We start from the raw sequence: 14,279 nt of genomic DNA, 5'->3' as shown, positions 1-14,279 counted from the left end.
GTTGCTCCTTAAAGAATGCCGATGGTGCCGGGCTCGAAGGCCGCTTCAACCGGTGCAATGCCGTTGATCAACGGCGCACCGAACTCGGCCTGACTGATCTCGAACACGTCCCCCGGCCGGGTGCGAATGCCGTCGGCAAAGGACAGGGTCGCGGTGCCGAAGAAGTGAATGTGCACATCCCCCGGACGCAGGAACTGGCTGTATTTGAAATGGTGGTATTCGAGGTTTTCCAGGCTGTGGCACATGTTGGCCTCGCCGGTGAGAAACTCGTTCTGCCACAGCACTTCGCCGTCGCGCAAAATGCGGCTCGTGCCCGCCAGATGCTCCGGCAGTTCACCGATCCGAAGTTCCGGCCCGTAACTGCAACTGCGCAGTTTGGAATGCGCCAGATAGAGGTAGTTCTTGCGCTCCATGACGTGATCGGAAAACTCGTTGCCCACCGCATAACCGAGGCGATACGGCTTGCCGTCGTGGCCGATGACGTAAAGACCGCTGAGCTCGGGTTCTTCTCCGGCGTCTTCGGCAAACGGCGGCAGCGGGAACGGTTTACCCGGACGCACGACGATGCTGCCGTCACCTTTGTAGAACCATTCCGGTTGCACGCCGGCCTGCCCCGCTGCCGGTTTGCCGCCCTCCACGCCCCACTTGAAGATGCGCAGGGTGTCGGTCATCGTTGCTTCGTCGCCGGCCTGCTGATGCATCTTGTCCCGCGCCGAGGCGCTACCCAGATGGGTCAGGCCAGTGCCGCTGACGAGCATGTGTGCCGGGTCCGGATGGTCCAGCGGCGGCAGGATGCGCAGTTTCGCCAGCAGTTCTGCATAGTCGTGGCTGATGCCCAGGCCCAGGGCGTTCACCTGCTGCTCAAGACTGACACCCGCCTCGATCGCCGCCAACGCCAGATCGCGCACCGTGCGCGCGTCCTGCACCTCGCGGACCAGACCGCCCTCGACCACGCCAACCCGGCGCTCGCCGTTAAACAATTCAAATTGAACCAAACGCATGAATTTTCTCCTGTAAGCAATTCTCAAAAACACCGCAGAACCCTGTAGGAGCCGGCTTGCCGGCGATAGCGATCGGCCTGTCGACAATGATGTTGAATGTGCTGACGCCATCGCCGGCAAGCCGGCTCCTACAGGTCAGCGTGCGCTGGCTGCAAACTGGTCCGCCGGCAGCACGTGTTTGCGCTCCAGCAACCGATACACCACGCCGGTCAAAATCAGCCCGAACACCATCACGCCCGAGAGGAAATACAGCCCCGAAGCCAGGTTGCCGGTGTATTCCTTCAGCGCCCCGATCACGAACGGACCGATGTAGCCGCCGAGGTTGCCCACCGAGTTGATCAGCGCGATCCCCGCCGCCGCACTGGCGCCAGCAAAGAACCGGCCCGGCAAGGTCCAGAACACCGCGGTGCAGGAAAACAGGGCGAACGCCACCAGGCACAGCGCCGCCAGTTGCAGCACCGGCACCGTCAGCCAGGCACTGAGAAACAGGCCGATAGCCCCCAACACATACAGCACCGCCAGATGGCCGTAGCGATCATTCAAACGGTCGGAACTGCGCGGGATGATCAACAGACCGATGATCCCGAAAATGTACGGCACCGACGACACAAAACCCGTCACCAAATCAGTGCCACCGAACTGCTTGATCAGCGTCGGCAACCACAGGCCCAGGCCATAAATGCTCAGGGTGACCGGCAGATAAAACAGCGCCAGCAGCAACACGCGTTTGTCCTTGAGCGCATGCAACGGATTGCCGTGGCGGGTCTGGCCGTATTCCTCAAGGTCCTTTTTCAGTTCGCCAGCCAGCCAGTCTTTCTCGGGCTGATCCATCCATTTCACCTGTTGCGGACCATCAGGCAGCCAACGCAGCACCGGCCAGGTCAGCAGGATCGCCGGGGAGCCGATGACGATGAACAGCCACTGCCAGCCGTGCAATCCGAGGATGCCGTCCATGCTGAGCAGGCCGCCGGACACCGGGCCGGTGATCAGCATGGCGATCGGTTGGGAGAGGATGAACAGGCCGAGGATCTTGCCGCGATGGCGAACCGGGAACCACTGCGTGATGTAGTACAGAACGCCCGGGAAGAACCCGGCTTCGGCGGCGCCGAGCAGAAAGCGCATCACGTAGAAGCTGTGCGCCCCTTGAACGAAGGCCATGCCGATGGTGATGGCGCCCCAGGTGACCATGATCCGCGCAAACCAGCGCCGCGCGCCGAAGCGTTCGAGCATCAGGTTGCTGGGGATTTCCAGCAGGAAGTAACCAATGAAAAACAGCCCGGCACCGAGGCCGTAAGCCGCATCGCCGATACCGATGTCGGCGCCCATGTGCAGCTTGGCGAAGCCCACGGCGGAGCGATCCACATAGGCGATCAGGTACAGCAGGATCAGGAAGGGAATCAGTTTCAGCGTGATGCGACGAATAAGCCGCAGTTCCTGGCTCATGAGATCGGTCTCCGATTGTTGTTGTTATAGAACCTCGGGGGACGCCTCTCGCCAAAAACTGCCAGGGCCTTCCCTCCGTTGGAGCGGACTATATAGTAATACTATTTATGCAACAACACTTCCAAACAGATCGAATTGCGCTTATGTTACGCCTCAGCCAGAACAATATAGTCATACAATAAGAGAATCGATCATGTCTGATAAGAAACCCACCCTGCGCTCCGCCCAATGGTTTGGCACTGCCGACAAGAACGGCTTCATGTACCGCAGCTGGATGAAGAATCAGGGCATCGCCGACCACCAGTTCCACGGCAAACCGATCATCGGCATCTGCAACACCTGGTCGGAACTGACCCCGTGCAACGCGCATTTCCGCCAGATCGCCGACCACGTCAAACGCGGCGTGATCGAGGCCGGCGGTTTCCCGGTGGAATTTCCGGTGTTCTCCAACGGCGAATCGAACCTGCGCCCGACCGCCATGTTTACCCGCAACCTGACGAGCATGGACGTCGAAGAAGCGATTCGCGGCAACCCGATTGACGGCGTGGTGCTGCTGACCGGTTGCGACAAAACCACCCCGGCGCTGTTGATGGGCGCGGCCAGTTGCGACGTGCCGGCCATCGTCGTTACCGGCGGGCCAATGCTCAACGGCAAGCACAAGGGTCAGGACATCGGCTCGGGCACGGTGGTCTGGCAGCTCAGCGAACAAGTGAAAGCGGGCACCATCTCCATCGATGACTTCCTCGCGGCCGAGGGCGGCATGTCCCGCTCCGCCGGCACTTGCAACACCATGGGCACCGCATCGACCATGGCGTGCATGGCCGAAGCACTCGGCACTTCCCTGCCCCACAACGCCGCGATTCCGGCGGTGGATGCGCGCCGTTATGTGTTGGCGCACATGTCCGGCATGCGTGCGGTGGAGATGGTCCGCGAAGATTTGAAACTGTCGAAGATCCTCACCAAGGAAGCCTTTGAAAACGCTATTCGGGTCAACGCCGCCATCGGTGGTTCGACCAACGCCGTGATCCACTTGAAAGCCATCGCCGGCCGCATTGGCGTGGAACTTGAGCTGGACGACTGGACTCGCATCGGTCGCGGCATGCCGACCATCGTCGACCTGCAACCCTCCGGGCGCTTCCTGATGGAAGAGTTCTACTATGCCGGTGGCTTGCCTGCGGTATTGCGGCGCCTCGGCGAAGCCAACCTGATTCCCAATCCAAATGCCTTGACCGTCAACGGCAAGACCCTCGGCGAGAACACCAAGGACGCGCCGATCTACGGTCAGGACGAAGTGATCCGCACCCTCGACAACCCGATCCGCGCCGACGGCGGCATCTGCGTATTGCGCGGTAACCTGGCGCCACTCGGCGCGGTGCTCAAACCGTCCGCCGCCACGACTGAGCTGATGCAGCATCGCGGGCGTGCGGTGGTGTTCGAGAACTTCGACATGTACAAGGCGCGGATCAACGATCCGGAGCTGGACGTGGATGCCAACTCGATTCTGGTGATGAAAAACTGCGGACCAAAGGGTTATCCGGGCATGGCTGAAGTCGGCAACATGGGCTTGCCGGCCAAACTGCTGGCCCAGGGCGTGACGGACATGGTGCGTATTTCCGATGCGCGCATGAGCGGCACCGCGTACGGCACGGTGGTGTTGCACGTAGCACCGGAAGCGGCGGCCGGCGGGCCTTTGGCTGCGGTGAAGGAAGGTGACTGGATCGAACTCGATTGCGCCAACGGGCGTCTGCACCTGGACATTCCGGACGCCGAACTGGCGGCGCGCATGGCTGATCTGCAACCGCCGCAGCAGATGATCCTGGGTGGATATCGCCAGTTGTACATCGACCATGTGTTGCAAGCGGATCAGGGCTGCGACTTCGACTTCCTGGTCGGTTGCCGAGGTGCCGAAGTCCCCCGCCACTCCCACTAACCCCACACCCCTTGTAGGAGCCGGCTTGCTGGCGATAGCGGTGGGTCAGTCGACACATCTATCGCCTAAAAGGACGCCATCGCCAGCAAGCCGGCTCCTACAATTGATCTTCATAGGATTCAGGACCGCTTGCTCTGGCGACCGTCCTCGCCGCGCCTGCTATCATGCGCAGCACCTCCCCCGCACAGGATCGCGCCGTTCCCCATGGATTACCGCAAACCCTCCGACCGCAAAAGCATGCACTCGCGCATTGTCCAGGAACTGGGCATGCAGATCGTTTCGGGACGCTTCAAACCGGACGACAAACTGCCCGCCGAAGCCCTGTTGTGCGAGGAGTACGCGGTCAGCCGTCCGGTACTGCGCGAAGCCACTCGCGTGTTGGTCGCCAAAGGCCTGGTGTATTCCCGTCCGCGTGTCGGCACGGTGGTCAAGCAGCGCAAGGAATGGCACATGCTCGACCCGGACGTGCTGCACTGGCTGATGCAAAGCAGCCCGCAGAATCAGTTCTTCGATCTGCTGACCAGCGTGCGCAGCATCATCGAACCGGCAGCCGCGGCCCTCGCCGCGCAATTCGCCACCGACGAAGACATTGCCTCTATTGGCGAAGCCTACCAACGCATGGAAGCCGCGCCGACGCCTGAAGCCCTGTTGCAACCGGACCTGGATTTCCACAGCCGCATCGCCGACGCCACCCACAACGACCTGCTGGCGAACCTGTGCAACATGCTGTCGGTCGCCATTGCCGAAGCGTTGAAGCATTCCAACCAGCGACCGAACCTGCATGAATTGGCGTTGCCACGGCACAAGGCGATTCTCACCGCCATCGAAAACCGTGATGCGCTGGGTGCCCGGCATGCGACGCTGGTGCAACTGGACGATGCACGCAGTGCGCTGAATGTGGTGCTCGGCGCCGATCCCTCATAAAACACGATCCACTGTAGGAGCCGGCTTGCTGGCGATGGCGTCTGTTCAGACGATAAATATGTTGGCTGACCCACCGCCATCGTCGGAACGCCGCCCGCAGCAAGCCGGCTCCTACAAGGGTTACGTTGATCTTCAGATGTAAAAAGGCCGCAACCCTGGTTGCGGCTTTTTCGTTTCTGGTCTGAACGTCGGCCTTAGCCTATCGCCTCGCCCAATGTGCGGTACCCGGCTACCGCACATCCCTTTCGATTCGGTTTTACGTTGAGGAACCACACATGCAAAGGATTGCATCATGCCCACACCTGCATCACCACCCGCCGCCGCAAGCGACACCGGCATCATCGCGCGGGCGGTTCACACCCGATTCAATACCCGGCCGACCTTACGCTCGCAAACCGCCCGCCTGCTCAAGGACGGCATTCTGGAAAAATACCCGCAACTGGCGTTCGACCCTGAGCGAACCCAAATTGCCCAACCGATCCCGGATGGCGCCTGGCGGCTTACGCTGCTTCTGGACGTGGTACTCGACTACCTGGCCAGCGGCGCATTCCCCGATCTTAGCGAGCAATACGGTCGCAGCTGTTTTTTGACAAACCGTGCCCCCGCGCAACTTACCGTCGACAACACGACATCGCGACTGCCCGACCTGCAAGTGATTGCGCAAGTCATCCGTGAATTACCCGACATTTTCTACATCGGCGCTCAGGAATCATTGACGGCCTGCTGGAACGAACAGGACGACAGCGGCGTCAGTCGTTGGCAATGGTTGGGGAATCTGCTCGCCGGCGTGTTGAAAACATCCGCGACGCGCCTCGCGGCAAGTGATGCCGAGCAGGCCGGGATTCTATTGGAGCTGGCCCGCCAACCCGACAACCGCGAACGCCTTCAGCGTCCTTGGGCCAAAGGTGCGATTGAAGCCTGCACGCTGCAAGTCACGCTGAGCAGGGGCGAAGTGTCGTTCACACTGCAAGCGCCGGATATCCTGGTGATTTGCGGCGAGACCCATTTGTTGTGCAGCGTGACTGGCAACATCGAATCCTTCCCGTCCCTGCAAGCCTTCGGTGCCGCATGGGGCGCTCGATTTCAGCAAGACTTCACGGCGGACTCCATCACCTGGAAACGTTTTGTACCGGACGGCAACATCTTTGATACCCAGGCAGCTCTGCTGCTGAACCGGCAACTGGAAGATTTGGAGTCGCTCAAACTGCCCGCACGCCAAAGCCTGGCTGACCTTGAACAGCGTTTTGACGCGATCACCGATATCGCCGCACTGTTTATCGGCAGCAACAACCACCCAACGCACCTTCACGCCCTACAGACAACGATTCCCGAGTGGTTGCAGGGCGCCAGCGCCACAGAGCGCATGGCGTGGCGTAAACACACGTTGTCGATGGCCAGTGTCAAACAGCAGACACAGGGGCGCTCGTTGCCTGACGACGTCGTTGACCTTCGCACGTTCGCCAGAAATGCGCTGCATGAGCAAATGCTCAAAGACCAGCCCTTGGCGCCCGGCTACAAGTCCGATGAACTGGAACTGACCTTTCACGTGCCTGTCGGCGACTTGGGCAGCGGCTACCTCGAACCCGTCAAAATGTCCCTGACCGACCTGGCGATAATAAACCTGGCCGGCAAACCCAAGGGCCGGATGACCCTGCGCCACACCGAAAACCAGCTGATTCAAGACTGGACCACCGAGGCCTATTTGCTGGATCTGGTGAGCCGGGTCGATGTCGGAAAACATTACCCCGAGTACATAGAAGCGCAGTTGCTTGGCAACAGTCCCGAGGCCAATGAGCGGCTGAGACTCTTCGGCCTGGAACTGAGCCTGCATTTGCCGCTGCGCGCCCTAGAGCATTCGATCAAAGGTGAGCATGGCTTCACCCTCCTGGGCTATCGATATGTCGATGCAGTGTTCCAGCCGTTGGCCGCCGAGCGCATCGTCGAGGAACAGCCCGTTGTCATCAGGCCATTGGCGTTTCAACGCAAGGTCGGGGCCTCGTGTGATGTGGTCAGCAACATGTTCATCATCGAGCCGAAAGACCTGAGCGCAGTCGGCCCGCATATTCTTTACCGACCGCTGTATTCAGAACCCCTGCACCAATACTCCAGCCGTCAGGACTTGCTGAGGGCCATTGCGCAAAGCGGCCCGTTGCAAACCAGCGTGCTGACCTGGCTGCCGGATCGCGCACGGCCGATCTACGACAACAACGGCTTCACCGAACCGCACATTGTCCACTTCCATGCAGGGGACGAATTCACACTGCCTGAAAAGCCCCAACCGGCGATTCTGGCTGGCGACGAAGCGGTTGGCGACTGGCTCACCGCGCTGGAAGAAGGTCGATTGCTGACCAGTCTGTTCGTCAGCAATGCACGCACACTGATCGATCTGGCGGATCGGCAATCGGTGTCGAATGCCGAGAGCCGCTGGGCGATCATCCTCGAGGGTGGCTGGCTGGTGTTCAACAACCTGATTCTGCCGTTGTTGCGCGGCCCTGCCATGGTGGTGGGCTGGATGCTGCAAATCGCCCACAGCCTGATCAACGATCTGCCAGCGCTGGACAGTGATGACCCGAAGGCGCGGAATCAGGCTTGGATCGATGTGCTGTTGAACATTGGTCTGTTGGTTCTGCATGTCGCTCGAGAGGAAGCAGCCCCGGCACTTTCCGACAGCGCAGCGACGGCAGTTCCGGATGCCCTCGCCTCCTTGCGCCGTCCTGCGCAGACATTTTCATGGCCCGCCGAATCGACCATTACCCAGGACACTCCGGGCCTGCCCTCCGAGCCGCCGGGCAGTGGCAAGACCCTGCTCGACTTCAACCAGTCGAGTGCACGCGATTCGGCAACCGCCCGACTGTTCAACACGTTACGGGAGGTTCAAGTGCCATGGCCGACACCTCTGCCAGAGCCCGTTAGCACCGGCGTGTTCAAAGGTTTGTACCGGATCGGCAATCTTTGGCACGCCACCGTCGCCGGCCTGCTGTTTCGCGTGAGTATCGTGCCCGGGTTCGGCGAGGTGTATCTGATACATCCGGAGCACCCGGATCATCCCGGCATCAAGCTCAAGACCAATGGAGCGGGCCGCTGGACTCTTGATCAAGGGTTGAAACTGGTTGGCGGCGGGCGCAATGCACGGATCAACGCCCAGCGAGAAATCACGCAACAACGCATCAACCTGCTGGAACTCAATCGTCAGGAATTCGTGGATCAGCAAGTACGGGTGCAGAAGCGCGTCGACATTGCCGAAAACCTGATGCAGCTGAAAAGGAACGACGCCGCCAGTACAGAGCTCGATCGCGCCACGTACAGGCAACGGTTCGTTGATGAGCTGGACAAACAGACCGAAAGCTACGCCACGCTGCTGGCCGAGAAAAGGGAATTGGCCGAGTTGACCAGATCCGATCCCGATCCTGTGCACTTGTGCAGCCTGTCGGAAAACATCATCAACAATGCCCGCAAACGGATCGTCATCGCTGACTGGGAGCGCGAAGCTGCCGAACGCCAGTATGCGGACTTGAAAAATGGTATCAGGCATTTGCTTGAGGCAATTATCAGCGAGGGCGATGTGGTACTGGATCGCTATTTTGAGTTCATGCGCAAAACCTCAGAAATCAACGAATCCTTGATCAAGTATCTGGATCAGATAGACAGCCGACTACTGGAACTCAAGCAGGTGCCTCGCTTGGGCATCGAGTACTGGAAGCGACTGACCGGCAACAGGCCCGAAGATGAAATGACGGCACTGCGCGTCAAGTGCTATCAGTTGAGTATCTTGCGCCTGCTCAGTCTCAAGGCCCTCGGCACCAGCACCATGGGTGTGCTCGAACACGCCGTCAGCCCCCTGCTGTTGCTATCTCGCTCGCATGCCGAACTGCAAACGGAACACACCTACACCAACAGCGACCGGATCGCCGTTCTGGAGAACCTGGTCGATCAGTACAACAAGTCACAGGACGGTCTTGAGACGATAGGCATTTTCAGCACAGATGAATTGCAGACACACCCCTTCAATCGTCTGCGCGAGCTCATTGACCAGCTGCGTATCGATGCCGAACGACGTCTGGCGGAAGCGCTTCAACTGCTGCCGCAACCGGAGGAACCGTCAACGTCGGCTTCCGGCACCAGGCCGCCGGTGAAACGTCCCTATTCATGGTCCAGTCGCAAGCGGGTGATCAAAACCGCCAAAGGCACATTGATCGGCGATCTTCGCCAACGGGTCGCTCACCAGGAAGGAGACATTGTCGACATCAACCACCCTATTGAAGAAAGGCCATTGGCTTCGTTCCACGAGCATGAACCCAATGTCTGGGTAGAAATCGTCGATGCCAGACCCGCAACTGACAGGGCTCCGCGCCCCTACCAGCTGCTCAAGGGCGATGCCCGCAAGGCGTTGGCCGATGTCGATAAAAACGTGCAGAAGATCGAGGGTTACGCGCAACGCGCCAGTTCTCCCAAGGAAATCGAAGAGCAATTGCAACGCGAGGCACAAAAGCTGATCGGGTACGCCGATGGACTGGAACAGCACGAAAGTCCTCCGGCCAACCGCGAAACAGACGTTTCGCTGATCAGCGGACTCCGCGACAAAGCGCACGTCCTCGAGACCAAGTCCACCGAACTTCGCACCCGCATGACTCTCGCTCGACCGCCCAGTAGCGAGGGGGTGGAGTATCTGTTGCGGCGCAATGAAATTTTTGCGCGAATCAACGGCAACCGGGTTCAGCTGAAAACCGGACGGCGTGACTTCATGCAAGAGTACGCTTTGTTGAATAAAGACAATCAACCCTGGTGGTATGGGCATTTTCACTACGCCAATGCGGATGATGCCAAGGCTGACTACACCCAGGCGCATCTGAAAACCAGAGAGCAACGCTTCGAAACCTACGAATCGGCCATGGCCAAGGCCAAGGATCCGAAGCAGAAAATCGAAATTCATCACGGAATCATCAGCAAGGAACTGGCGAACAGCGATTTTCTACCGCTGCAACCCCGCTGAGTTTTCCAATCACCCATAAAAAAGCCGCAACCCAAGGTTGCGGCTTTTTGGTTTTGCCTGAGGTTTAGTGAGCGAACAACGAGTTGCCCTTCTGCCCCGCCAGTTTCTCCGGTTTGATCAGGAAACGAGCCAACGCCGGCAGCAGCCACAACGCGCCGAACATGTTCCAGAGCAGCATGAAGGTCAGCATCAGGCCCATGTCGGCCTGGAACTTGATGGCCGAGAAGATCCAGGTGCACACGCCGATCGCCAGGCACAGGCCGGTGAACAATACGGCTTTACCGGTGGACTTCAGCGTCTGGTAGTACGCCTCTTGCAACGGCAGACCGGCACGCAGGAAGCTTTCCAGGCGGCTGTAGATGTAGATGCCGTAGTCCACGCCAATCCCCACGCCCAATGCCACTACCGGCAAGGTCGCGACTTTGACGCCGATGCCCATGAAAGCCATCAGGGCGTTGCCGAGTACCGACGTCAGCACCAGTGGCAACACGATGCACAAGGTCGCCGCCCAGGAGCGGAAGGTGATCATGCACATGGTCGCGACGCAGATGTAGACGAGGATCAGGATGGTCAGCTCGGATTCCTTGATCACTTCGTTGGTGGCCGCCTCGATGCCGGCGTTACCCGCCGCAAGGATGAACTCCAGGCCTTCCTTGTTGTTTTCCTTGGCGAAGTCCTGCACCGCATGAACTGCGCGATCCAGGGTGGCAGCCTTGTGATCGTTGAGGAACACCAGCACTGGCGCCAGGGAGCAACTGTTGTTGTACAGGCCGTCAGCGCGGGCGATGGAGTTGTTCAGCACGTCCGGGTTGCGCGACAGGGTTTCCCATTTCAGGTTGCCCTCGTTCATGCCCTTGATCATCTGCTTGGACACGGTCACCAGCGAGATCGCCGACTGCACGCCCTCGGTGTTCTGCATTTTCCACATCAGTTCGTCGATAGGTGCCATCGCTTCATAGCGCGAGCAACCTTCGGACTTGGTCTTGACCATCACCACCAACACGTCGGAACTGGTGGAGTAGTTGCTGATGATGAAGTTGTTGTCCTTGTTGTAGCGCGAATCCGGACGCAGCTCTGGAGCACCTTGATCGAGGTCGCCGATTTTCAGGTTCTGGCTGTACCAGAGGCCGCCACCGAAGGCCAACAGGGCCAACACGATCGATACCGGGGCAACTTTCGGGCTGGCGAAGTTGGACAGCAGGCGCCAGAACGGGTGTTCGCGGTGCGCGTCTTTCTTGCTGCGCTCGACGGCGCGCTTACTGATGCCGACGTAGGAAATCGCCACCGGCAGCAGGATCAGGTTGGTGAACACGATCACCGCCACACCGATGGATGCGCCGATGGCCAGTTCGCGAATCACGCCGATGTCGATGATCAGCAATGTGATGAAGCCCACCGCATCCGCAAGGATCGCGATCATCCCCGGCAGGAACAATTGGCGAAAGGTGCGCCGCGCCGCAGTCAACGCGTTGTCGGCCTCACTGGACTGCAAGGCGATACCGTTGATCTTTTGCACGCCGTGGGAAATACCGATGGCGAAGATCAGGAACGGCACCAGCATCGAGTACGGATCCAGCCCGAAGCCGAAGAAGTGCATCAGGCCGAGCTGCCAGATCACCGCCACCAGCGTCGTGCTCAACACCGCCACGGTGCTGCGCATGCAGTTGGTGAACCAGTACAACAGAATCAGGGTGATGACGAAGGCGACACCGAAGAACATCACCACCATCACCAGGCCATCGATCAGGTCGCCGACTTTCTTGGCGAAACCGACGATGTGAATCTGCACGTTGGGGTTCTGTTTCTCGTACTTGTCGCGGATCTTTTCTTCCAGCTCGTGGGAGAACTTGCGGTAGTCCAGGGCCAGCAACTTGCCTTGGTCCTGCGGGTCCGGGTAGGACTCCAGCAGCGGGATATCGACGATGCTCGACTTGAAGTCGTTGGACACCAGGCGCCCGACCTGACCGGACTTGAGTACGTTGTTGCGCAACAAATCGAGGCTTTGCTGGGAGCCGTTGTAGCTCTGCGGGATCACTTCACCGCCGGCGAAGCCCTCCTCCGTCACCTCGGTCCAGCGTACGCTCGGGCTCCACAACGACTTGAGGCCGGAACGGTCGACGCCGGAGATGTAGAACACCTCGTCGTTGATCTGACGCAGGGTCTCCATGTACTCCTTGGAGAAGATGTCGCCGTCGGTGGCTTCAACCGAAATGCGAACGGTGTTGCCCAGGTTCGCCAGGTCGTTGCGGTGCTCCATCATCTTTTGAATGAACGGATGCTCGAGCGGGATCATCTTTTCGAAACTGGTGGACGGCCGAATCAGCGTCGCTTGCCAGAACAGGAAAATACTCACCAACAGACAGATCACGATCACTGCCGGGCGGTTGTTGAAAATCAGGCGTTCAAGAAACGTCGCCTTGTCTTGGTGATGGCTGCTCAAGGATGTCATAGACCCGCCTTCTTATTATTTGCCCGGCTCATTTGGACGACCCGTTTTTTCCATTCTCTGCACCGGCGCCGGTTGGCGAGGTGACGCGAACGCCACCCTGTCCTGCCAGAACCAGATTGCCGTCGCCCGCCGCAGTCACCGCCGAAACGGAAATGCGATCCGGACGGTTGAACACGCTGAAGGTTTCGCCGTTGTCGTTGCTGCGGATCACCGAGCCACCGTTGCCGACGATCACGATGGAACCGTCGTCGAGCAAGGTCGCACCGGACAGACCGAACTCCAGCGCGCCACGGGTGGCCTTCAACTCGACCGGCTCCCAGGTGGTACCGAAATCGGTGGAGCGAAACAGGTTGCCCCGCAGCCCGTAGGCCAGCAGCGTGTTGGCCTCGGCGGTGCCGATCACGCCGAACAACGAGCCTTCATAGGGGCCTTCGAGTTTTTCCCAGGTCTGCCCCCAGTCGGAGGAGCGGAACATGCTGCCCTGCTCACCGACGATGAACAGCCCGGCATCCTTGATCGCTGCAATGGCGTTGAGGTGGTACTGGTCTTCGTTGTCCAGGCGGTCGCTGGCGTCTTCCCAGGTCTTGCCGCCGTCGGTGGTGGCCACCAGCGCGCCGTAAGCGCCCACGGCAAAGCCGTTGCTGGCATCCTGGAACCAGACGTCGAGCAGGGGCGATTCGCGTTTCAGGTCTTCATATTGTTTGGTCCAGGTGACGCCGCCGTCCTCGCTGGCGAGGATCTGCGCGTCATGCCCGACGGCCCAGCCGTGTTTGTCGTCGACAAAATAGACCGAGGTCAGCAGTGCCCGGGTCGGCACCTTGGCCTGGGTCCAGGTCGCGCCCTGGTCATCGGAATACAGAATGTGCCCGCGATCCCCGACTGCCACTAGGCGCTTGCCGGCGTGCACGACGTCGAGCATCAGGCTTTTGCTGGCTTTGGCGGATTCAACGGAATAGACAACGTCGGTGGCTGGCGCCGCATTGGCCAGCGCAGGTGCCGACAACACGGCACAGCCCAACAGCGAGAGCGCTGTAGCCAGCAATGCGAATTTGCGCAGTGCCGGCGGGCGGCAGATACCCACACCCATGACAGGCTCACTCATAGACCTTCCCCCATTATTATTGTTAGGTCGTTCAACCTTTCAGGGCGCCGTAAGGGGTGCTCATCGGGATTGGATGGTTAGGAGCATAGTCCTGAAACCCGCAATCCAGAGCCCCTTCGGAAGCTGGCTTATCCTATCGGGGTTTGGAAAGGTCTGACAATCGACGCCACGTTATCTTTTGTTAACCTGGGGGGGATGGGGTTTTTCTGAATGTTGGGGTATCAGGTGGGGTGATTTGGGGTTTGTGGTTGGTGTTTTGTGTACATATCCATTTTTGCGGTAACGGCTTCTATTGGTTCCGCTCTTACAGCGGGTCACTTGGAAAAGCGCCAAGTAACCAAGCGCTCTTGCCCCTTTCGTTCGGTGCCTCGCTGTGGCTCGGCATGCCCTCGCTCCGGTCCTGCTCCGTGGGCCCGCCGCCATCGGCCATCCATGGCCGG

General features: G+C 59.6%; 7 protein-coding genes. 3 read left to right on the top strand and 4 right to left on the bottom strand.

Translation table 11 applies throughout. From position 1 onward, the window contains the following. Window positions 1–8: 8 nt before the first annotated feature. Both araD1 and IB245_RS28315 read right to left on the bottom strand, forming a co-directional pair. Window positions 9–1,001 (bottom strand): AraD1 family protein, encoded by a 993-nt coding sequence (gene araD1, locus IB245_RS28320; protein ID WP_192496291.1) that lies wholly within the window; start codon window positions 999–1,001, stop codon window positions 9–11. Between the two features lie 135 nt (window positions 1,002–1,136). Then, window positions 1,137–2,444, bottom strand: a complete 1,308-nt coding sequence (locus tag IB245_RS28315; RefSeq protein WP_192496290.1) for an MFS transporter — start codon at window positions 2,442–2,444, stop codon at window positions 1,137–1,139. Between the two features lie 193 nt (window positions 2,445–2,637). Here IB245_RS28315 and IB245_RS28310 point away from each other — a divergent pair, with 193 nt between their 5' ends. The 3 genes from IB245_RS28310 to IB245_RS28300 all read left to right on the top strand — a co-directional run bounded on the left by IB245_RS28310 (window position 2,638) and on the right by IB245_RS28300 (window position 10,288). After that, entirely contained in the window at window positions 2,638–4,374 is a 1,737-nt protein-coding gene (locus IB245_RS28310; protein ID WP_192496289.1) for an IlvD/Edd family dehydratase, read from the top strand. Between the two features lie 204 nt (window positions 4,375–4,578). Further along, window positions 4,579–5,298, top strand: coding sequence for a FadR/GntR family transcriptional regulator (locus IB245_RS28305; RefSeq protein ID WP_008030085.1), 720 nt, complete (start codon window positions 4,579–4,581; stop codon window positions 5,296–5,298). A 292-nt stretch (window positions 5,299–5,590) separates the two neighbouring features. Continuing rightward, window positions 5,591–10,288 carry a dermonecrotic toxin domain-containing protein gene (locus IB245_RS28300; RefSeq protein ID WP_192496288.1) on the top strand — a complete coding sequence of 1,566 codons (4,698 nt, stop codon included), beginning with the start codon at window positions 5,591–5,593 and terminating at the stop codon, window positions 10,286–10,288. A gap of 64 nt (window positions 10,289–10,352) precedes the next feature. Here IB245_RS28300 and IB245_RS28295 read toward each other — a convergent pair whose 3' ends face one another. After that, entirely contained in the window at window positions 10,353–12,737 is a 2,385-nt protein-coding gene (locus IB245_RS28295) for an efflux RND transporter permease subunit (protein WP_008042857.1), read from the bottom strand. 28 nt (window positions 12,738–12,765) lie between these two features. Then, complete coding sequence (locus IB245_RS28290) at window positions 12,766–13,839, bottom strand: WD40/YVTN/BNR-like repeat-containing protein (RefSeq protein ID WP_008030080.1); 1,074 nt, start codon at window positions 13,837–13,839, stop codon at window positions 12,766–12,768. Window positions 13,840–14,279 lie beyond the last annotated feature (440 nt).

This window comes from Pseudomonas sp. PDM02, assembly GCF_014852285.1.
In the GTDB taxonomy this organism is placed as follows: Bacteria; Pseudomonadota; Gammaproteobacteria; order Pseudomonadales; family Pseudomonadaceae; genus Aquipseudomonas; species Aquipseudomonas migulae.
Note: the sequence above shows the minus strand (reverse complement) of the source record. Positions and strands in the feature narration are given on the sequence as shown.